Below are 20,265 nucleotides of genomic sequence, written 5' to 3' on the forward strand. Positions count from 1 at the left end.
CTTGATTGTTTAAATGAAACCACTCTCGATCGTTATCAAGACATAAATTAGTAGAAAAGGCGTCTTAAAAAGGTTATGTTGCCCTGAAGCGGGAAATAATATTCAAGCAGCTTTTATAAAAAGGTGGGGATGAAATGGTCCATTTAGAAAAAAATCATGATCCTCGGAAAAATTCGGATCTACTCTCGCAAATAAGCGGTAAAACATTAACTATACAAGACCTGGTAAATGAAACTAATTTGTTGTTCCAAGAAGCCATACAGGATTATACACCTGCCCATCCACAAATGACTGCTGGTTTCTCGTCCATTTTTACCAATTTCAGTTCCACATTAAGAAAGATCATCCAGACGAAGTCAGCTTTTGATGATGCCCCGTCATTTGAAACCATTGTAGACAAAAATGGCAATGTGTATCCAGAATGGATGGCCGAATTGAATGATGAATATAAACACCTGCTAAAAGAAATCGAACGGGAGGTTCATATAGAGGATTTTGGGGCTGTTGGTGACGGAAAGACAGACTGTACGGAGGCATTCCGGATGGCCGTTGGCAAGGGGCGAGTGAAAGTCCATGTTCCTGAAGGAGTCTTTATCGTGAAGGAAATAAGGCTTCCCTCCTTCACCTCCCTGGTCGGCACAGGTAAAGGCAAAACGGTCATTAAATTGCATGACTCCGCTCCAAAGGGAACGAGACTGATTACCAACACGAACCACCGTACCGGTAATCGAAACGTCCATGTCCAGGGAATGACGCTCGATTGGAATGTTGAGCGGCTGGGAAACACGGAAAAAACAAGTACATGGGGAAACCACTCCAGCTGTCTGCTGTATGCCAATTTGAAATATGGATGGGTCAAGGATGTTGAGGCGATTAACCCGGGGCTGCACTGTTTCGATATCTCTTCCCCGCTTTATAATTATTATGGTGACGGATATAGGGCCCGTGGCGGAAGTGAGTTTGTCTGGCTGGACAATCTATCAGGCTATGGTTTTGGAGATGATGGAATCACAACACACCACAGTGATAATATTTTCATTTCTAATTGCCATATGTGTGACCCGAGCGGCAAGGCACATAAAAAGGGATTCTCGAATTCGAATGGAATCGAAATCGATGACGGTTCACGCAATGTCTGGCTATTAAACAACTCTTCTGCCAGATGCTTCGGCGGTGTGGAGGTGAAGGCGCATCATACTTCGTCTGCCGCCAATAATGTTGTCATCATCGGCCACCTCTCCGTTAATGATAACCGAAGCTTCAACTTCAGGCATATCGGGCATCACAAGGAGAGCGATCCTGAATCAAAAACAGCGATCAATATTAGAGCTGCGAATCTGGTATCATTCAAGCCGGTGCATACCGAATTGTATGCCGCCTCAACACCAAGGGCAATGGTTATTTCTGCTTACAAAAATGTCGCGGTTAACCATTTTACCGTCATTGGTGATCCTGCATACGACTATGGAGGAGAACCAGTCATTGCCATCCAGTATAAATCCAGGAATATCATGCTGAAAAATATAAATATAACGGGTTTTACGAGTGCAGGATCTGATATAAAGGTCTTCGGAGGCGGAAACCATGCAGATAATGTCAGACTTCGACAAGTGGCTTCCCGGCACTCTGCCCCTGTCGCCGTCCATATAGGAAAAGGAATTGAAAAGGCGGCGGTTGAGAAAGTTTTTGCAAATGCCATAAATGGTACGGCAGTCGTTGAAGTGATTGGCGATCAAGTGGATATTAGAGAAGTTGAATCGAGCGGATACAAGATGCCGATTTTGCAGCGAGGAGAATCAAGCACCTCCCTGGGATAATACGTTTAACGAAAAAGGAAGCAGCGTTTGCTGCTTCCGACTCTAAGAGATATAAATTTCACTTTGAGAATTGTCCAGCTCCAGCACTTGTCGGGTGCACTTGCGCTTTTCTTATGATAGGACCCATTTGTTGATTGCCTGTGCCACTCCGCTTTCGGTATTTGTACCGGTGACATCATCAGCAGCCTCTTTTACAGCTTGCTGGGCATTGCCCATTGCAATCCCTAGGCCTGCTTCGGTGATCATGGCTATATCATTCAAACTGTCTCCAACTGACATGACATTTCCCATCGAAATGCCAAGGCGTGCGCATACCTTTTCCAGTCCTTTTGCTTTATTGATCCCAATAGCATTGACCTCAATGTTCTTCAGGCTGGAATTACTGATTTCAAACAAACCTTTATCCTTTAATTCCTGAAGAACACTCTCCCTGATTTCGTCCTCTTCAATATGAAAGCCGAATTTCAGCCATTCTTCGGAAAGGATATCATCCGGCATAGAGTTATTCCAATTGTTTTGGCTGCTGATCGCCCAGAACTTTGCTTTATGCTCTTTCGATAAATCATACATCCATTGTATGTGCTCTGTTGCTACAGGGTTCTTCTCGACTAATTTCCCATCCGGACCCCAAATTTCCCCGCCGTTGACAGTGACGAGATAAGAGGATAATTCAAGCGAAAGAACATAGTCTCTTGCAGTTTTCAGGCTTCGGCCTGTGCTTAGCACAACCTTGACCCCTTTTTCTTCTGCTTTCCTGATGGCTTCTCTATTTTCCTCTGACACCTCGTGGTGCTCATTCAGCAAGGTTCCATCCATATCCAGTGCAATTAGTTTAATATCTGGTCTGTTCAAAACGAACCTCCTATAATTTATGATTGCTATTGATACTGTCGATGGCTTGTTTGACCGTAGCGAACGTTTTAATGCTGGAAAAATCCACACCGCCCTCAACCGCTGCCTGGGCAAGCTCAGGTCTCATGCCAGTCGCGATCGACTCCACTCCAAGCAGCCTTAGGACATTATGTATATCAAATACATGCTTTGCTATTGTCGCATCGATGGTGACAATTCCAGAGAAGTCGATGATTAAACATTGGATTTTTTGCTTAGCAACCATCGGGACCGCTTTTTCCATGATTAAGGTAGCCCGGTCATGATCCATTTTTCCGACAAGCGGCAAGACCGCGACATTCTCCTGTACCGGAACAACTGGCGCAGATAAAATATTTACTTCATCCTGAACTTCCTTCATCAGTTTTGCGTTTAGTCTCTCGAATGCAAAAACGGTTTCATTAATACTAATATCCAGCATATTGTTTACTTTTTTGTTAATAGAAAGCAAATCCTCTGTATTGACGCCGTGTTTCAGACTGATTTCTGCCATTTTATCAATGAAAACGAGCCTCGTAGGAGGATACCTGAGGATGATATCCGAAATTCTTCCACCCTTTGCCGCTTCCCGTTCCCCATTATTGCGGCTCCATTCCAAGAGTGCAGCCGGAGCAGATTCTTCATCATGATGAATGACCTCCCCCAGAAATCCAAGGTACTCAGTGTACACAACAATAGCTTGATCGATCTCCGTTTTTGGTATTTCAACCCCGATATTCTGAATGATGTTCTGTACCATCTCTTTTGCGATTGAATTGGCATTGTGCTGTAATTCTTCTGCAACCGCGTAAGTTGGATTCATCAAGGCCACTTCCTTTATCGTTAAGTATGAAAAAAAGCGTTAAATATTTATTATTTTACAGTCTTTGTAACTATACAGTCACTTCTTATTGAGTATGCGAGAGGGTTTGAACGGTCTATATCAATAGAATACACTTTTACGTGAAAATTATCTTCTTCGGACCTGTTCATTAGTCAACCTATGATAAAAATAATCTTGTAGGCCCAGGTCAATTTTCCTGATAAAACTAGTGATTCTGGGAAGACACCATACCAAAAAAATCCAGCTGGGGCATCCAGGCGGAATAATCAGTATTCTTTCGATATTCTTGTCAGTTGGAAAAATTCTGTTTCTGGTTTCATCCATTTTTCGCCTTTTTCTGACACAAGATAAATCCCTTTCTCCAAATCATAGTAAACTTCGATTTTCAATGGCCCTATCTCAATAATGCTTTTTTCGTTGTATGGAATTTGTTCCATGTCTGCTTCTGACGCGCTGTTTATGAGTTCAGCAATTTTTAGGATTACTTCTGACTCAATGATTGGATAGCATTCATCACTTCGATCTGGCTGTTCATTTATGCATATCTCACTCGGTTCGCCTTTAATCCAATCAAAAGCTTGCTTTGGTTCTTTTTTATCAAATAAAACCTCTGTCTGGTTTGTGTTTTTATAAAATGCCGCACGGATTGACAGCTCCCAACCCTGATGTTCTTTCCGCCAGGTTGAGATAAAGCCTGCACCGTCCGAAAAGTCAGAAGATACTTGCATCATTTCCTCAGCCCAGCCGTTTTTGGGAAGTTCCTGTTGGTAGAAAACCATGATATCTTCCCATTTGTTCCCCTTTATTTTATAAATTGGACTCTCAGCCTTCAGCCCTCTATAAAGCGGAACATCATCTGACTGTTCAGGTATGAATGTCATGCCTTCATACTTTGAAGCTTGGGCTTGCTGATAAAAATAGATGCCGCCTGGAATAAGTAGGATGATTGCCAGCATGGTTGCATACTTTTTAAAATTCAAGATAACCCCTCACTCGTCTAGATTACTCATACCTAGATTTAATGATAATTCAAAATAAGAGAGAGATAAATATCAATATATAAATTTGTTTTGGACTGCTTAAAGTTTATACTAAAGTCATAACTAATTTCAGGAGGAACAGCCATGGCCGATAACAATACAGGAAAAATACGCAATGAAATCAAACCAGGAAACAAAGTCAGTATTGTTCTTAAAGCAGATCAAAAATCCGGCAAACTGACAATTGGAATCGTAAAAGACATTCTAACCAATTCGAGTACACATCCCCACGGAATCAAAGTCAGACTTGAAGACGGTCAGGTTGGCCGAGTGAAGGAATTACTTGAATAACAGGCCAGGAACAACTTGCCTGTTGCCCATATCCCGAAAGGCAAAAAGGCATTAAAGGGCTCTCCCTTTAATGCCTTAACTGGTCTTTTCTTTTACCTTTTCAACAATAAGTTTATTGAGTCGCGGAGCCAATTGGAACAGGATTGTCCCAATGAAAGCAATCACCAGGATATAGATGCTCGCAAACATCTTCAGTTCTCCGACAGCAAGAGCTGCGATTATGACGGAAAATTCTCCTCTCTGTGTCAATGACAATCCTGCCATCAAGGAATCTGCTCTTCCAAGACCATACCACTGCCCGCCTACATATCCTACAATGACCTTATGGAGCAAAGACCAAAGTATCAGGACGATTAAAAGTCCCACATAGGGAATGTCCCTGGTCAGTTCGATGTGGATTCCAAAGTTCAGGAAGAAGAAAGGCAGGAAAATATTGCGAACCGGCAAAGCTGCTCTTTCAATTTTGTCCCTTATCGACAGTTCAGACAGCATCATGCCAGCGAGGAAAGCGCCGATGACCTCAGACAGGCCAAGCAGCAGAGCGACTCCCCCGTAAGTGAGTGCGATTCCTGTAATTAAGACGATGAAGATATCATTCTGATTGATCTCTTTTAAAATAGGTTCCAACTTTCTGAAAACCACGATGGAAAAGAAAGCAGCTACCCCTGCAAGAAGAATTATTTTAACAAGTATGAACAAAAAGTCCGCAGCCGTAAAACCTTCTCCGGTAAGTCCTATTAATACTGTTACAAGAATAGGTGCTATTAAATCTTCAAAGACAAGAATGAGGAGCATGAATTGGGATTCCTTGTTCTCGGTTCGATTCTTTTCTTCAAGCAGTTTTGCTGTAATTGAAGAACTTGTAGCATACACAATCCCTCCAACGAGGAATGCGGAGACCCAGTCAAGTCCAAAAAGAAAACTGATTCCAGCTGTAACGAAAAGCCCGAGAAAGACATCGAGCAGACCGCCTTTCCACACTTTCGCACTATAGGTGATCAAAGTTTTAACGGAAAATTTCGTACCCAAAAGGAAAAAAAGCAGGATTAATCCGATTTCCCCTGCAATCTCGATTACTTTGGACTCTTTAATAATTGTGGATAAAAAGAGCCCGAGTAAAATATATAAAAGGATATCCGGAATTTTAATGACTTTGATTCCAATCAATCCGATCAGAAACAATGCCAGTAAAAATAACCCTATGGCCAATGTCAAATTCAATCTTCAACAACACCTTTATTTTATTTATGGAAATCTGCCTGTCCATTCTTTCTTATAAAAAAGTCTACTACTTACTAAATTGCTCATTCGCTATCCTTTCTACTACCCTCATTATGTTTTTTCTACACTGGAAAATGATTGAGTTAGTCAATTTTCGTGATTACTTTTTCGTATGTGGTAAAATTAACTATAGTTTTTTACAGTGAAATGAATAAGGGGGAAAAAATGAACAGTATTCAAGAAGCGGCCATTATTCAGCAGCATAAAGGAATCACCAAAACAAAACTGGCAAAAAGAATATTCTTCATTATCATTGGCGCTATTTTGATGGGAGTCGGAATCGAGGAGTTTCTTGTTCCAAATCGAATCCTGGATGGAGGAATTGTCGGTATTTCAATTATCCTTTCTCATTTGACGGGCTGGCGCCTCGGTCTTTTTATTTTTATCCTGAACATTCCTTTTTTCTTTATCGGATACAAACAAATTGGAAAAACATTTGCATTATCCACCCTGCTGGGGATTAGTGTGTTGTCACTGACTACTTTCTTTCTTCATAGCGCGCCCGTATTTACAGAAGATTTGCTGCTTGCGACGGTGTTTGGCGGCATAGTTCTCGGTGCTGGTGTCGGTATTGTCATCCGGTATGGCGGATCGTTGGACGGTACAGAAATACTGGCCATCCTTGCGAACAGGAAACTTCCCTTTTCAGTCGGTGAAGTCATCATGTTCTTTAATATTTTCATCTTTGGGACAGCGGGCTTTGTATTCGGCTGGGACAGGGCTATGTATTCAATCCTTGCTTATTTTATTGCATTCAAGACAATCGATATTGTGATTACAGGTTTGGATGAATCAAAAGCCGCATGGATCATCAGTGACCAGCATAAGGAAATTGGGGAAGCGATTCTTGCCCGTCTCGGCCGTGGAGTCACCTATTTAACAGGAGAAGGTGCTTATACTGGAGAAGATAAGAAGGTCATCTTTTGTGTGATCACCAGACTTGAAGAAGCAAAGTTGAAGTCGATTGTAGAAGAACTGGACGAAACAGCATTTCTTGCTGTCGGGAATATTGCCGAAGTGCGTGGCGGCAGGTTTAAAAAAAGAAATATCCACTAAAAAAGGAAAGGGCCGCGCCCTTTCCTTTTTTAACCTTATTCGGCAAGTTTGGAATAGATATTTGTATCATAAGCTATGCCATTTTGAATCATATAACTTCTTAAGATGCCTTCTTTTCTAAAGCCGAGCTTCAATAAAAGTTCATTCGATGATTCATTCTGAAGAAATACGACAGCTCCGATTCTCTTTAATCCCATTTCGTTAAAACCATAAGACATAGCCCTGCTGATTGCCTCTTTGGCTAAGCCTTGTCCCCAATAATGCGTGTTTAGTTCATATCCTATCTCCGCACGTTTATTTTTTGCAGACCAGGCATGGAAACCAACAGTGCCAATCAGGAGGCCGTTGCTTTTCACTTCAATCCCCCAACGCACCCCTCTTTTTTCGCAGAAATTCACATGAAAGGAGTGAATGAGTCCGACCGCTTCCTCAATGTTTTCCATTGCTTCAGAACCATAATATTTCATTACTCTCTGATCTGAAAAATTTGCGAACAAGTCGCCAGCATCTCCCTCTGTCAATTCTCTAAGAATGAGTCGTTCTGTTTCTAAGACAGGAAATTCCATAAATCCTCCACTTTAAACAAGGTATACAAATTAAATTCTTTCTGCTGAATGAAATCTCCTGCCTGGATTGAAATAAGCCGCCCAAGATTGGGCGGCTTATTTCAATCTTCGGCTGGCGCAGCATCTACGGCAATCTGATAGGCATCAAGCAAATTCGCTTTTTCAAGTTCACTGCTCAATCCTACTAAAAACTGTTGATCTCCTTGTTCCTCGACCTTCATCAACAATGTGCCTTCTTCCCCTCTAAGCATCGCATAAGAATCGCCATTCATTTCAAATAACGCTTCGACTTCATAATGTTTTTCATTGCCCTGTTCATCTGTGACAGTTACTAAATCCCTGATTGAATCATGTTCCACATTATCACCCCCACTAGTTTCTTTCAGTTTTCCCTTTCTCTCAATTTGATATGAATAGGAAGCTCTAATCAAAATTCTTCATGTATTTTAAATAAACTATTAAATTTACTTCTTTCTATTCACTAATATAATATTCCTAACGAACCTATTTTTGGAGGAGTCTATTTTGAAGGCTGCAGGAATTATTATTGGATCCACAATTGTATCATTTGCGTTCAACCTGTTTTTAATCCCCCATGGAATCATGAGCAGTGGAATCAGCGGGCTGTCCATCATCTTTTCGATGCTCACCTCGATCAATACAGGCGTATTTAATTTTCTCTTGAACTTTCCGTTATTAATTTTGGGGTATTTAAAACTCGGGAGAACTTTCATCCTTTATACGATCCTTTCAGTGGTGGTGATCTCGGTGACCCTTTATGTCATTCCGGTTTTTCCGCTGGCCGAAAACCCGATTCTTTCATCAATTTTTGGCGGTGCAATCGGCGGCCTTGGCATCGGGATTATCTTCCGATCAGCAGGATCTTCCGGGGGATTCGATATCATCGGGATGCTCCTGGCAAGGCGAAAGGATTTTCCAATGGGAACCTTGCTGTTTGCAATGAATTCAATCGTTATTTTATTATCCGGATTTCTTTTTAGCTGGGACGCGGCATTGAATACACTCGTTTCGATCTACGTCTTGGGTAAAGTGATCGATAAGGTACACACCCATCATGTCAAACTCACATTGATGATCATTACCAGAAAAGGTGAAGAAGTAAAACAGCACCTCCTTAAAAATGTTTATCGCGGCGTCACCATCATTGATTCAACGGGAGGCTATTCCAATGAGAAGAGCAATGTCATTATCACGGTGATTTCCCGATACGAGCTGACAGAGGTGAAAACTTTAATAGAAGAAATCGATTCCGAAGCATTCGTTAATATTACGGAAACGCTTGAAGTCATGGGTTTATTCCATCGAAAACAGCACTCATAAACCAATGCAGGCAGCTAGTAATAAGCTGCCTGTCAGGTAGTCTAAATTTAAAGGAAAATTTATCTTGAAATTTTTCAGGAATCATCTTATAATAATTGAGTCGCTGTAATTATGTTAATTCATTTCCCAATAGCTCAGCACGTCAGACTTATCTTCCTTGAATAAGCATCAGCGTACTCATCGAGCATCTTCTTGAGTTATCTGCCGAGATGAGGACGGGATTAAATCACGATTGATTAACTTTCACAAATAATGAATTATTATCCTACTATGTCCCAGTAGCTCAGCAGGATAGAGCAACAGTTTCCTAAACTGTAGGTCGGGAGTTCGAATCTCTTCTGGGACGCTTAAAACCTTGATTTTTATCAAGGTTTTTTATTTTTTTAAAGTTGTGTAAAAGAACCCTTCTCATTCCCGCTTTATGATGCAACTTTTCTTTGGATTCAATCATATCGTTGACACTTACAGAATTTGTTCAGCTTATATAGCTCTCTGTACACTCCAAGCGAAAATTCAAACCAAATAGGAAACCTTTCCGGAAATCCCACTTCCTGATCATCACTCTAACCCCTATCACATTCCAACACTACCATATGAAAGATTATTTAATAGAATGTTTAAAAGATATATTATAAATGAGCTTGTGGATAAATTCCTTAATTTTCAGTGTCAGAGGAACTAATTAGACTCCTTTTCCGTCTATATAGGTAAATATGCAAAATTTAGCTATTACTATATCAATCAACCAAATGGGATTAAAAAATGCGGTTTGTGGTATTTATACACCATGAACATCTGAGTTAAAGGAGACTTCTGATGAAGGAAAAAAAGAGAGAAATACCGTATTTATTATTACTGCTGGTCATGCCAGTATTGGGATTGATCTATAAAGTCCTAAACAATAATCCTCGCGATGCAGTCACGCTTTCCACTGATTTAGACGGTCTGATTCCGTTTTTGCCTGTATTTATTCTTCCGTATATTTTCTGGTATGCATTCATTTTGGGGTATTTGCTTTATTTCTGGTACAAAGATACGAGGGTTTATGTCAAAACCCTTGCTATGATTGTCATAGGCGAATTAATCTGCTTCCTTGTTTATTTCTTTTTCCAGACAACTGTCCCTCGCCCGCAGCTTACTGGTGATGGGATCATGATTGACCTGGTTGCGATGATTTACAGCCATGACCAGCCATATAACGCCTTCCCGAGCATTCACGTATTGACGACTTTTGCTATCATTCTTGGCAATATCAATATCCGGAAAAAGCACATATTCCACCGCCTTTTCGTTCCTGTAATGGGCTCGATGATCATTGTATCGACTCTTTTCGTAAAGCAGCATTATATCCTTGATATGTTCGGTTCAATATTTTTGACAGCGTTTATCTATGGAATTGTTTTTGAGGTGTTTGAATTCAAATATGCCAGGAAGACAGAAACGGTGTACGTAAAAGAATGAATGAATGAATGAATGAATGAAAAGAGAGCTGTGGCAGCTCTCTTTTTTTGGTGGTTTTGTATTAAGATTTAATAATGATACAGCAGAACGGTCCTTGTGTTCGCTCTGTTTTGGCAAAAACAGGAGAACCGTCCCTCTGTTTCACTCGTCGTCGCTTCTGACGTCGGGTTTTACTGGATAGAGTTCTTGTGCTGCTTCTGTCTGGTATTGGTATTTTGGCTGGTGGTTTGTTCTGTTTTCGTCTTCGGTCATATTTCTTGCAATGTATTTATGGAAGAAGTATTCGAAGATGGCTATGCCTGCGGCTACGAAGAAGGATGGGCCGAGCAGGCTTTCTCCGTATGTCAGGCTTTCACTCAGCAGCCATATGATCATGAAGGCTAATCCGAAATCAGCTAATGTTGCAATTGTGTTGTTTGTCTTTGGCAGAAGGAACAGGTCTCCTATGACGTATGATGCTAGTCCAAGGACCAATGAGATCAGGAATACATTTGTAAATGACATGTTATACATTAGGCCAAAGATGATGAACAGCAGTATAAAACTGGCTAAAAACTTGATGACGATTGCTCTTAGATGTCTCACAACAATAGCCCCTTCCTTATATAGTTTGTGGTATAACATTATTTTGCTGCATGTTGCTTATTCCATACCTTTTTTTGTAAAAGAAATGCAATCATTCCGATGATCGCTACAACTATGATGCTAACAAAGAAACCCATCCTTATGCTATCTTCCATTAGAGTTCCGCTGATGGCTGCGAGAATAAGAGCGATCCCGAAAAAAGCGATGAATTTTCCCCATGCCTTCATTTCCAGGATTCTCAAAGAGGAAATGATGATGAATGCCCAATTGAATAGAATCAGGATCCCTGCTGCGGTCGTGATGTACTCATAGATTTTCCCTGGAAGTAGCAGTGCGGTAATAATAGAAGCAACGAGTCCAACTACAGCGAGCAAGAGTGATGGCAAAGGAAGCTGCTTCCATTTTTCGATTTTCTTAGAAAATACCTTTGGGGCGTCCCCATCATCTGCCAGCGTTACAAGCAATGTCGTGACGCCAAATAGCGAAGCAGTCATGGTTGAAAAACCAGCCATGATGATTGCTGCATTGAACACATGCGGAAAAAATGCTAAGTCATATTTTTTTAAGGCCGTGACAAATGGACTCTCCTTTTCGTGAAAAGCACCATGCGCGGCCATCATAACGGCTAAACCAAGTGCGAGCACATAGATAATCGCCAGCAAAATCAACATGATTACGCCTGCTTTAGGAGCATCTTCTTTTTTCTTCAATCTTGTTGCCATCAAACCGATAACCTCAATGCCTCCATATGCATAAAAAGCATAAATCAATGAAGCCCAGAAACCCTTGAAGCCTTCTGGGAACAGTTTTTGTGGAGAGTTTGGAATCAATACATCCTTTGTATCCAAGTTGAACCAGCCTAAAAGGGCAGCGGCTGCAATTAAAATGAACATTAAAATTGCCGAAGTCTTGATTATGGCCAATAAATCCTCCACCTTGTCAAAACCTTTATTTCCAGTTATGACTACAATAATGGAAAGAATCGCATAGCCAGTTGCGAAGAGCCATAATGGGATTTTCGGAAACCAGAATTGGGATAGAATTGAAAGTGCTGTTAACTGGCTTCCCATGATCAAGATATTGGAACTCCAATAGTTCCAGCCGCAGCTGAACCCAGCCCATTGGCCATACGCCTTTTTGGCATAATAACAAAAAGAGCCTTCCTGTGGATCCTCAGCAGTCATTTTTGCCAGTAAATTATATACTACGTATGTACCGATTGCCGCCAGGATAAATGAAAACACAATAGAGGGCCCGGTAATTTTAATCCCAATTGCCGAACCGAGGAAGAAACCGGTCCCAATCGTACACCCTACACCAATCAAGGATAATTGCCACCATTTTAAGTCGCCTTCATTGCCAGTATTTCCATTCCCGGATTTTGATGACGGGAGAAAAAAGTCCATACCTCTTGCCCTCCTTCTTCACAATTATTAGCATTCGAGTAAGAGGACTTTTTTATGTACTTAAAAAGACTGCAAAAACGAGAAAAGCCGAAACCTAAGGAATCGACTTCACCTCAACCTTTACTTTTTTTTATCTTCAGACTCTGAATCACTCTTCAAACCGGTCATGGTACGATACATCTGGGTGTACATGCTTCCCTGTACGATGTTTTCGAGGAAAAACTCACCTATGAGCTGCTTGTACTCTTCATCTTCAAACATTTTCTTATTTTGCAGCTCCATCTCCGCCAGCCCTTCATAAGTAGAAATCAGTGCATAAGTATGGTCTTCCCCGGTAATCGGTGACAGCAACTCGACTATGTGATCATAGTGCTCATTACGGAAGTTTTGGATTAAGCGCAAATTTTTGATTCCATCCGGAAATTTATCCTGCTTCAGCTCAAATGTTTGAAAGACGATGACAGACATGATCTAGTCCCCCTGTAAATTAATCGATAGGATTAGATTTTTCCGAAATTAGATAAACTATTCATTATAGTTTCATTCATGATTTCGGTTTTTTCCTAGGAAAAGTGCATAGAAAAAACCAGTCGTATTCGACTGGTCGATCATTTATCTATACCTCTCTCCTCATAGCCTGGAGAACATCCACTTTAGTCGCCCGCTGAGCAGGGCGCAGGCCAGACAGGATGGTGACAAAATAGCAGATAACAAAGCTGATCACTGGCAAACTTAAAGGAATATGGCTGAACATCAGTCCTTCTGGCGGTTCTTCTCCGAATGCCTGTTTAATGATCAGCGGCAATCCAAAATTCACGATAAAACTGATGGCATAAGCGACAATTGTCCCAATTGCTGCCCCAATCAGACCGATATAGCTGCTTTCGAGCAGAAAAATCTTTTTGATGGTTCCTGGATTGGCACCGATCGCTTTCATGATCCCAATATCGGGTGCTCTCTCCGTAACAGCCATTGTCATTGTATTATAAATACCGATCGATGCGATCAAAATGGCAATCGTTCCGATGAAAATCAATCCTGCCTTGACAATGGTAAACATGACATTTACATCCTTTAACTCGTTAATGACAGAATAAGATGGATAATTATTAGCCTCTAATTCCGTCGTGATTGCTTTAACAGATTCCATATCATTTGCGTAAATCTTCACATGATCATATTGGTCGGCAGGTATGCTAAGAGGGTCGGTATCAGCGTTATTTGAATCTTTCATCATTCCTCGTGGCGTACCTGTGAATGCTTCTACCTTTTTTAGGACATCTTCCGACACAAAGACAAGTGGATCATATACCCATTCCTTCGTTGGTTGTTTACGGATTCCAACAATTGTCAATTCAAGCGATTCCGTCAATTCTTTTCCTTCTTCAAGCTTTAAAACATTCATCGTAACCTTCTTGCCGATCAAATCCTCTTTAAATCGGAACTCTTCTTTTATATTTCCCTGTTCATCATAGACCTCTTCGCCATTTTCTGCTGCAGGCCTAAGATTTTCAACAAAATGATAGCCAACCAGTATCTCATTACCCTTTTCAGGCAATCTGCCTGCAGCCAGTTCCAGACCGGCAGCTATTTCAGCTGGCATGTTTGCTACTACTGCCTGGGCGTACGTCTGGTGTGTGTCTACTTCAAATGAATAATCCTGCAGGTTTTTCCGTCTTGTAACCGCCTTAACATCCTCGATTTTTTCAAAGAAGGTAATATCTTTGTCGGTTAACACACTGAAGCCTCCAGATTCAATTTCTTTTCCCGGGACTTCTATCTCAGTGACAATCCGCCTTTCGAGCGTTTCCTTGACAATTGATTTATGAAGTCCAAAACCGACTGAAGCAAGAACGATCAGAAACGCTACACTCATTGCCGTGGCCAGGATGGTCATAAATAACCTCGTCTTGTTCTTCTTCATGTTTTGCTGTACAAATCGAAACTGATCCTTAAGCTTCATATCCATAAACCTCCTCTAAAACCCGTCCATCTCTTAATTCAATCGTTCTGTGGCCAATCCTGGCCACCTTTTCATCATGAGTAATAATTAAAAAGGTAATGCCAAGTTCTTCATTTAATTTTTTAATGAATTTTAATAGATCATCTTCTGTATCTGAATCAAGGCTTCCTGTGGGTTCGTCAGCCAGTATGATTGGAGGATTGACGATTAGCGCCCGTGCAATGCTGACACGCTGCTGCTGTCCGCCCGATAGTTCTCCAGGGTAGTGATCCTGGTAATCCAATAATCCAACCAACTCAAGAATTTCTGCTGTCCGCTTCCTCCTCTCACTTTCTTTTACCCCCTTTAAAATGAGTGGAAGCTCAACGTTTTGATAGGCGGTCATGCTGGGAATCAACTGAAAGCTTTGGAATATGAATCCGAGATGTTCAATCCTGAAATCGGCGAATTTAGATTCATTCAACGTTGAGGTTTGAACTCCATTAATGCTGATTTCACCTTTTTTGGGTCTGATGAATCCGCTGACCAGGTTAAGAAGGGTTGATTTTCCCGAGCCGCTCCTGCCTACAATGGTAACGATCTCTCCTTTCTTCACTTCTAGAGAAACATCCTTAAGTACAGGGATAATGGACTTGCTTCCTTTTTTGCCTATTTCAAATTCATGGCTTAAATGCTTAATCGTGATCATAACTGCACCTCTTTTTCTAAAAAATACAAAAAATGTTTAAATTTAACATATAATAATTCAAAAATAATTAGGCGATTGGATTCCAATCGCCTAAAAGCATGTTTAGGCTGGATATTTCTCCGTCAAGACTTTTTTCAGCTGTTTGCGGGCTCGATGGAGTCGGGTCTTGACCGTGCCGGATTTAAGATTCAATTTACAGGCTATTTCATCTTCTTTTAATCCATATTGCAATCGGAGGATCAATACTTGCTGATATTCATGAGTGAGCATAAACAGCATATGCTGGATATCCTCTTTGAAGAGAAGGATCTCCACTTCTTGTTCCAGCGATTGACTGAAATCTGCATCGCTGAAGATCTGCTCCATGATGCTCTGGTCTGAAGGAAGCCATTTCCTTCTTTTCTCTGCTCTTAAATAATCGATTGCTGTCCGCGCTGCAATGGCCGCAAGCCATGCACCGATTTTATTTGTATCAGAAATCGTATCTGACTTTTTATACGCCTTAATAAACGTTTCCTGAACAACATCCTCGGCCAAATGTCGATCTTTTGTGATGCTATAGGCGATTTGGCCGAGTTTTTTACTATATAATTTGTAAAGCTCATCGAAGTCAATGTTCTTCATATCCATCCCCCTTGCCCTGTTTCTCTCTCTAACGATTATTTGGTTACGAAAGTATTGTCTCGTGCAAAAACTTAACGCTTCTCAAAATGTTCCTTGATAAATACAGGAACATCTTTCTCAGTGAAAGTTCGGATCTCTCTTTGACTGTTGTTTTTATAAACGAAAATGGCTGTGTATGGTGTCTCGTTGAACCAGCCATACCCCGCTTTTTCCATCGCAATTTTGATTTGCGCCCCATCTTCAATTTTTAGATTATCCTGATCATTCAGGATTTTGTTCATGATTTCTTCCTCAGGATATTCCTTGAACTCATCAGGTTTAATCCGTTCGTCCGTGACGAGGATATACTCGAGATCCTCTGGCATGACCATTGCCTGGTCGAGCATATTTTGATCTCTAAGCCATGTAATGATATTTTGATAGTCATGTTTCAAGTCAACATGGTAACTATCAACAGGTCCGACCATGATCTCGATGTTTGAGCGGTTTCCGATTGGATAATATTCAACTGTAAACGACTCTTGCTCGATATCCTTTTTCAAGAGAGTCATAACCTGATCGATTTTCTCTTTATCCGAGAACGTCAGGAAACTTTCTTTGTTATAGTTCGTGATCCTAAGCGAACGAACCTCGTCATTTTTTATTTTAAAAATAGCCTGTGACGAATGTTTATATTCCTGGGATTCATATATCGCTTTCAGTTGAGTCTCGTAGTCAAATCGGTCAATGGAGTATTGGCGGACCATTTTTCTTCCATTCTCCAATTCATAGATGAACAGAACGTTTTCGCCGGACTTCATGTCCTGTTCATTTGTCTTCTCATTCCGAATGATGTCTGCATGAAGCTTACGTACTGCTTTGATGTTTTCTTTATTGAATAGAGGCTTTGGAGCTAGCCGCTCGTCTGGATCAACGTAAATGGTATTGGTATAGGTCACACTTTTAATATCATTCAGTGCAGGAACTCTTTTTTCATAAGGAGCGAAGGACTGAATAACGAGAATCACCAACACCATGGAAATGGCAAAATAGGCAAGACCCCGGATCCTTCCGAATACCCTCCATGATTTCTGCAGGATCATTTCAGCAGTGTAATAGCCAATGATCCCTCCTGCTGCATAGCCAAATAACAGCCAGGCAAATTTATTTTGCATGGCATCAAAATACATCCCGCCGAGGAGCATCATGCAAAATGCTACTCCATATTTGAAAATGGACTTTAAACTGCGGAATGCGATTGCTTCTGAAGCTGCTTCCACCTTACGCTTCTTATAGATGAACAATGAAAAGAAGTAAAAAATAATCAGTAGCAGAATGTATAATGCAATCTCCTGGATTGTTAAGCTCTTGCTTTCCATAAGAGTCAAATGGGAGATTGGTGATAAATACTCCAAATTCCTGATTTGGTAATAGTCGTTAGGAAAGCCATAAAGCATCATGCCCAGGTTATAAAGGGCCAGAAGTGTGAAGCCAGCCGGGAATAAAAGCAGGATATAAGTCAGGACACCGTGGACCACTGATATTCCCGTCAGCATGGCGAGAAAAACGCCTGCTATATAAAAGACAAGATTGTAAAGGATGACAGTGCCTGCCCATTTCCAAATGTCAGACAGGTTGATGAATAGGCTCAAATCATAAATGCTGTGCACAATGAATGCAATCAGGGCGTTCAGTAAGACAGGGACAATCAAGTACACAATGCCAGTCAGCGTGTAAAAATGGTAAATCTGTTCCCTTTTCAAAGGTAAACTGTGCATCAAGTCTGCTGCCTGCCTGACATGAAGGAATCTGTATAAAAACACCGATAGGACGACAGGTACAGTGATCAGCATAATGAACTGGATTTCAAATTCGAATTGAAACATATTCCGGACTGTCATAAATGTTCGAAAATTCTCACCAGAATAATCCATCATCATCCTTAAAGGAACTGCAAAAAATAAAACGAGAAAATAGATGATGGAAATCCACCCGACACTTCTGCCCACCTGGAGAATCATTTCTCTATTAAACAATGACATTTTTGACTGCATAGCCGATATCCCCCATTTCATAAATGAAAATTTCTTCAAGGGTTAACGGGAGTATATCGAAGATGACCGGCTCTGTCAGACGCACAACCTTCTCAATTTCTTCTTCTTTCCCTTTTATGATACAAAGCATGACACTGCCTCGTTTTTCACAGTGAAGCATTTTTAAGCTATCTCCCAAGTCTTTAGGAGGATCCCCTTTATAAGCAAGCTGCACTTTATGAACATCGGATTTGAGATCATCCAGTTCCTTTTCAAACAAGAGCATACCTTGATGCAAAATTCCGATATGATCACATAAATCCTCGATTTCTCTTAAATTATGGGATGAAATCAGAACGGTCATGTCCCGGTCGGCGACGTCGTGAATCAATAAGTTTTTTACCTTCTTGCGTGCAACCGGATCGAGTCCATCCATCGGTTCATCAAGAATCAGCACTTCTGGCATGGTCGACAGCGCAAGCCAAAATGCAGCCTGTCTCTGCACTCCCTTTGAAAAGGTATGTATCTTCTTATTCATGCTGAAGTCAAATACCTCGGCTAATCTTTGAAACCGGCTTTCATTCCATGAAGGATAAATGCTTTTATAGAATTGAGCCATATGCTTGACTGTATAATGTGCAAAGAAATATGGATGATCGGGAATGTAAAAGATTTTTTCTTTCAACATTGGAGTCTCATATACTGGATTTCCCTCACATAAAACTTCACCAGAATCCTGCTTGTAAATCCCGGCAAGCAATTTGATGATCGTGGTTTTACCAGCTCCGTTCGATCCGATCAAACCGTAAATCGACCCTCTGCCAATCGCCAAATGGACATCTTTCAAAGCTGGCTGCTTATCAAAAGTCTTGTTGATTCCTATCATTTGAATCATTTACTCGCCTCCCCCTTTTGAAGCGTCTAATTCACGAATAAGCCCATGGAGCTCTTCAGCAGGAATGCCCAGGTACAAGGCTTCCAGCAGCAATTTTTCAAGTTCTAGCTTTACTTGCATGATTTTTTCGGCATCCTTTCCAGCGTCCATTGGGTTGACGAAGCTGCCTTTCCCCTTTAAAGAGTAGATGAATCCCTGCAGCTCAAGCTCCCTGTATGCTTTTTGGATTGTATTTGGATTAATTGTCAGCTGCTGTGCCAGCTGCCGGACGGAAGGTAATTGTTCATCAGGTTTGAGCACTTCATTCATGATCAGCTCCTTCATTTTGTCGACAAGCTGCTCGTATATCGGTTTTCGGCTTCTCAGGTCAAGCTCAAACATAATGACCCCCAATCTGTACTAAGTGTACTATTATTGTTAATACAGTTAAATTATATGCCAACTACTTCCAAAAAGATAGAGGGTAATTTCTTAATAATTTCTTAAGAGAAATTAAGAAAGCTGTGAGTTACAAATCTTAACTTTCAAAAAGAGGAATAAAAGGTAAAAAAACGAACTGAAACAGTATGTATGCACTGATAACAAGAGGATAAAAAAAAACCCTTTAGATTAGCTTTAGACAGTACGTTACCGACTATTAATCCTGTAATTCCTCCGACTAATCCATCGGTGAGGCCAATCGGAACCAGTAAGAATTCCTTCATAAAGAAGAGATTGTCAAGTAATTCGTTAAGCGCTAAAGCTGGGATTAAATGCAATAAATCCCCTGCAATCAATTCGATGTCTTTGCTAAACCAAAAGACCTTAATGGAATTAATCAGTATTGACGCACTGAAAAATATCAAAAACCCTTTACTAAAATTATCCCTCATGACAATAACCTCTCTGTTACAATTAGTGTATTTTTACACAAATTATAACATTTAAATAAAATTCTGCAATTGGTTTCAACAAATTTTTTCCTCAAAAAAAACACTCCATGTTCAGAGTGTTTTTACGTAATGGATAAAATTTTGTTCATCTATTCCCGTTTTTTTGAAATGGCATGTTTCCAATACTTTTTGTGATGCTATATTGTTCAAAGTTGTTTTTGCCGTTAACTTTTTAAGCTCCAACTGTGCAGCTTCATTGCAAAGTAATTTCAATGCATGAGCTGCAAATCCTTTTCTGCCAAACTCTTCTCCTACTCGATACCCTATATCACCTGTTCCCTTGTACCAATCAACATCCACTAAATTCATTCTTCCAATGAGTTCACCATTATAGTTTTTTACCAGGTAAAAGAAAGACTTCCTCTCTTCCTGTTCAGCAAGTAATTCATCCAGAATGCACTGAAATCCTTCCGGTTCAAAATAGGAATCAGGACGCGGAGGAACATGCTTTTCAAAAAAATCTTTGTTGTTTTTCTCAAACGAATATAAGGATTCGGCATCTTCTAAGGTCAATAATGATAACAATAATTCCATGCTATTTATCCTTTAAGTTTTCTCAAAATACTTATTCGCCTTCTTTGGCCTAATTCCCT

At 40.6% G+C, this 20,265-nt stretch carries 22 protein-coding genes and 1 tRNA gene; 6 read left to right on the plus strand and 17 right to left on the minus strand.

Going from position 1 to position 20,265, the window contains the following annotated elements:
• Window positions 1–134 precede the first annotated feature (134 nt).
• The gene (locus EJA10_RS16635) at window positions 135–1,817 is read left to right on the plus strand and encodes a glycosyl hydrolase family 28-related protein (protein WP_125481153.1); all 1,683 of its coding nucleotides are present in this window, start codon (window positions 135–137) and stop codon (window positions 1,815–1,817) included.
• Window positions 1,818–1,928: 111 nt separating this feature from the next.
• Here EJA10_RS16635 and EJA10_RS16640 read toward each other — a convergent pair whose 3' ends face one another.
• The 3 genes from EJA10_RS16640 to EJA10_RS16650 form a co-directional block, all read right to left on the minus strand.
• Window positions 1,929–2,669 (minus strand): Cof-type HAD-IIB family hydrolase, encoded by a 741-nt coding sequence (locus EJA10_RS16640; protein WP_125481154.1) that lies wholly within the window; start codon window positions 2,667–2,669, stop codon window positions 1,929–1,931.
• Between the two features lie 10 nt (window positions 2,670–2,679).
• Window positions 2,680–3,510: an STAS domain-containing protein gene (locus EJA10_RS16645; protein WP_125481155.1), complete on the minus strand. Its 831-nt coding sequence runs from the start codon at window positions 3,508–3,510 to the stop codon at window positions 2,680–2,682.
• Between the two features lie 287 nt (window positions 3,511–3,797).
• Entirely contained in the window at window positions 3,798–4,511 is a 714-nt protein-coding gene (locus EJA10_RS16650) for a hypothetical protein (protein ID WP_125481156.1), read from the minus strand.
• 144 nt (window positions 4,512–4,655) lie between these two features.
• On the opposite strand from EJA10_RS16650, the gene EJA10_RS16655 reads away from it, so the two are divergent.
• Window positions 4,656–4,862, plus strand: a complete 207-nt coding sequence (locus EJA10_RS16655) for a YwbE family protein (protein ID WP_125481157.1) — start codon at window positions 4,656–4,658, stop codon at window positions 4,860–4,862.
• 75 nt (window positions 4,863–4,937) lie between these two features.
• Here EJA10_RS16655 and EJA10_RS16660 read toward each other — a convergent pair whose 3' ends face one another.
• The gene (locus EJA10_RS16660; protein ID WP_125481158.1) at window positions 4,938–6,083 is read right to left on the minus strand and encodes a cation:proton antiporter; all 1,146 of its coding nucleotides are present in this window, start codon (window positions 6,081–6,083) and stop codon (window positions 4,938–4,940) included.
• 225 nt (window positions 6,084–6,308) lie between these two features.
• Here EJA10_RS16660 and EJA10_RS16665 point away from each other — a divergent pair, with 225 nt between their 5' ends.
• Entirely contained in the window at window positions 6,309–7,199 is an 891-nt protein-coding gene (locus EJA10_RS16665; RefSeq protein WP_125481159.1) for a YitT family protein, read from the plus strand.
• A gap of 35 nt (window positions 7,200–7,234) precedes the next feature.
• Here the strand turns inward: EJA10_RS16665 and EJA10_RS16670 are convergent, their stop codons facing one another.
• On the minus strand, window positions 7,235–7,765 hold the full coding sequence (locus EJA10_RS16670; protein ID WP_125481160.1) for a GNAT family N-acetyltransferase: 531 nt from the start codon (window positions 7,763–7,765) through the stop codon (window positions 7,235–7,237).
• Between the two features lie 101 nt (window positions 7,766–7,866).
• Entirely contained in the window at window positions 7,867–8,124 is a 258-nt protein-coding gene (locus tag EJA10_RS16675) for a DUF1292 domain-containing protein (RefSeq protein ID WP_125481161.1), read from the minus strand.
• 163 nt (window positions 8,125–8,287) lie between these two features.
• Between EJA10_RS16675 and EJA10_RS16680 the strand changes: the two genes are divergently transcribed.
• The 3 genes from EJA10_RS16680 (at window position 8,288) to EJA10_RS16690 (ending at window position 10,567) form a co-directional block, all read left to right on the plus strand.
• Window positions 8,288–9,106 (plus strand): YitT family protein, encoded by an 819-nt coding sequence (locus EJA10_RS16680; protein WP_125481309.1) that lies wholly within the window; start codon window positions 8,288–8,290, stop codon window positions 9,104–9,106.
• Window positions 9,107–9,378: 272 nt separating this feature from the next.
• Window positions 9,379–9,452: transfer RNA gene (locus tag EJA10_RS16685), tRNA-Arg, on the plus strand.
• A gap of 470 nt (window positions 9,453–9,922) precedes the next feature.
• Window positions 9,923–10,567, plus strand: coding sequence for a phosphatase PAP2 family protein (locus EJA10_RS16690; protein ID WP_125481162.1), 645 nt, complete (start codon window positions 9,923–9,925; stop codon window positions 10,565–10,567).
• A 141-nt stretch (window positions 10,568–10,708) separates the two neighbouring features.
• Here EJA10_RS16690 and EJA10_RS16695 read toward each other — a convergent pair whose 3' ends face one another.
• From EJA10_RS16695 to EJA10_RS16745, 11 genes are all read right to left on the minus strand, one after another.
• A complete protein-coding gene (locus tag EJA10_RS16695; protein WP_125481163.1) occupies window positions 10,709–11,152 on the minus strand; it encodes a YndM family protein in 444 nt (147 codons plus the stop codon).
• 38 nt (window positions 11,153–11,190) lie between these two features.
• Window positions 11,191–12,558 (minus strand): amino acid permease, encoded by a 1,368-nt coding sequence (locus EJA10_RS16700; protein ID WP_125481164.1) that lies wholly within the window; start codon window positions 12,556–12,558, stop codon window positions 11,191–11,193.
• Window positions 12,559–12,678: 120 nt separating this feature from the next.
• Complete coding sequence (locus EJA10_RS16705) at window positions 12,679–13,026, minus strand: hypothetical protein (RefSeq protein ID WP_125481165.1); 348 nt, start codon at window positions 13,024–13,026, stop codon at window positions 12,679–12,681.
• A gap of 148 nt (window positions 13,027–13,174) precedes the next feature.
• Window positions 13,175–14,521: an ABC transporter permease gene (locus EJA10_RS16710; RefSeq protein WP_125481166.1), complete on the minus strand. Its 1,347-nt coding sequence runs from the start codon at window positions 14,519–14,521 to the stop codon at window positions 13,175–13,177.
• The gene (locus tag EJA10_RS16715) at window positions 14,511–15,209 is read right to left on the minus strand and encodes an ABC transporter ATP-binding protein (RefSeq protein ID WP_125481167.1); all 699 of its coding nucleotides are present in this window, start codon (window positions 15,207–15,209) and stop codon (window positions 14,511–14,513) included. Before EJA10_RS16715 ends, EJA10_RS16710 begins: the two co-directional genes overlap by 11 nt.
• Before the next feature lie 102 nt (window positions 15,210–15,311).
• Entirely contained in the window at window positions 15,312–15,833 is a 522-nt protein-coding gene (locus EJA10_RS16720; protein WP_125481168.1) for an RNA polymerase sigma factor, read from the minus strand.
• Window positions 15,834–15,904: 71 nt separating this feature from the next.
• On the minus strand, window positions 15,905–17,866 hold the full coding sequence (locus EJA10_RS16725) for a DUF6449 domain-containing protein (protein ID WP_125481169.1): 1,962 nt from the start codon (window positions 17,864–17,866) through the stop codon (window positions 15,905–15,907).
• Window positions 17,841–18,740: an ABC transporter ATP-binding protein gene (locus EJA10_RS16730; protein WP_125481170.1), complete on the minus strand. Its 900-nt coding sequence runs from the start codon at window positions 18,738–18,740 to the stop codon at window positions 17,841–17,843. The genes EJA10_RS16725 and EJA10_RS16730 overlap by 26 nt, the downstream gene beginning before the upstream one ends.
• Window positions 18,741–19,121, minus strand: a complete 381-nt coding sequence (locus EJA10_RS16735; RefSeq protein ID WP_125481171.1) for a GntR family transcriptional regulator — start codon at window positions 19,119–19,121, stop codon at window positions 18,741–18,743.
• Between the two features lie 143 nt (window positions 19,122–19,264).
• Complete coding sequence (locus EJA10_RS16740; RefSeq protein ID WP_125481172.1) at window positions 19,265–19,612, minus strand: hypothetical protein; 348 nt, start codon at window positions 19,610–19,612, stop codon at window positions 19,265–19,267.
• Window positions 19,613–19,723: 111 nt separating this feature from the next.
• Window positions 19,724–20,206 carry a GNAT family N-acetyltransferase gene (locus tag EJA10_RS16745; protein WP_125481173.1) on the minus strand — a complete coding sequence of 161 codons (483 nt, stop codon included), beginning with the start codon at window positions 20,204–20,206 and terminating at the stop codon, window positions 19,724–19,726.
• Between the last annotated feature and the right edge of the window lie 59 nt (window positions 20,207–20,265).

Origin of the sequence: Mesobacillus subterraneus (genome assembly GCF_003937825.1) — a bacterium.
GTDB lineage: Bacteria > Bacillota > Bacilli > Bacillales > Cytobacillaceae > Mesobacillus > Mesobacillus subterraneus.

What these genes read in the sequence shown, in the direction of transcription:
- EJA10_RS16635 (WP_125481153.1), top strand. Translation starts at nt 135, where the DNA reads ATGGTCCATTTAGAAAAAAATCATGATCCTCGGAAAAATTCGGATCTA.
- EJA10_RS16645 (WP_125481155.1), bottom strand. Translation starts at nt 3,510, where the DNA reads ATGAATCCAACTTACGCGGTTGCAGAAGAATTACAGCACAATGCCAAT.
- EJA10_RS16655 (WP_125481157.1), top strand. Translation starts at nt 4,656, where the DNA reads ATGGCCGATAACAATACAGGAAAAATACGCAATGAAATCAAACCAGGA.
- EJA10_RS16665 (WP_125481159.1), top strand. Translation starts at nt 6,309, where the DNA reads ATGAACAGTATTCAAGAAGCGGCCATTATTCAGCAGCATAAAGGAATC.
- EJA10_RS16670 (WP_125481160.1), bottom strand. Translation starts at nt 7,765, where the DNA reads ATGGAATTTCCTGTCTTAGAAACAGAACGACTCATTCTTAGAGAATTG.
- EJA10_RS16690 (WP_125481162.1), top strand. Translation starts at nt 9,923, where the DNA reads ATGAAGGAAAAAAAGAGAGAAATACCGTATTTATTATTACTGCTGGTC.
- EJA10_RS16700 (WP_125481164.1), bottom strand. Translation starts at nt 12,558, where the DNA reads ATGGACTTTTTTCTCCCGTCATCAAAATCCGGGAATGGAAATACTGGC.
- EJA10_RS16705 (WP_125481165.1), bottom strand. Translation starts at nt 13,026, where the DNA reads ATGTCTGTCATCGTCTTTCAAACATTTGAGCTGAAGCAGGATAAATTT.
- EJA10_RS16710 (WP_125481166.1), bottom strand. Translation starts at nt 14,521, where the DNA reads ATGAAGCTTAAGGATCAGTTTCGATTTGTACAGCAAAACATGAAGAAG.
- EJA10_RS16715 (WP_125481167.1), bottom strand. Translation starts at nt 15,209, where the DNA reads ATGATCACGATTAAGCATTTAAGCCATGAATTTGAAATAGGCAAAAAA.
- EJA10_RS16720 (WP_125481168.1), bottom strand. Translation starts at nt 15,833, where the DNA reads ATGAAGAACATTGACTTCGATGAGCTTTACAAATTATATAGTAAAAAA.
- EJA10_RS16725 (WP_125481169.1), bottom strand. Translation starts at nt 17,866, where the DNA reads ATGCAGTCAAAAATGTCATTGTTTAATAGAGAAATGATTCTCCAGGTG.
- EJA10_RS16730 (WP_125481170.1), bottom strand. Translation starts at nt 18,740, where the DNA reads ATGATTCAAATGATAGGAATCAACAAGACTTTTGATAAGCAGCCAGCT.
- EJA10_RS16735 (WP_125481171.1), bottom strand. Translation starts at nt 19,121, where the DNA reads ATGTTTGAGCTTGACCTGAGAAGCCGAAAACCGATATACGAGCAGCTT.
- EJA10_RS16740 (WP_125481172.1), bottom strand. Translation starts at nt 19,612, where the DNA reads ATGAGGGATAATTTTAGTAAAGGGTTTTTGATATTTTTCAGTGCGTCA.
- EJA10_RS16745 (WP_125481173.1), bottom strand. Translation starts at nt 20,206, where the DNA reads ATGGAATTATTGTTATCATTATTGACCTTAGAAGATGCCGAATCCTTA.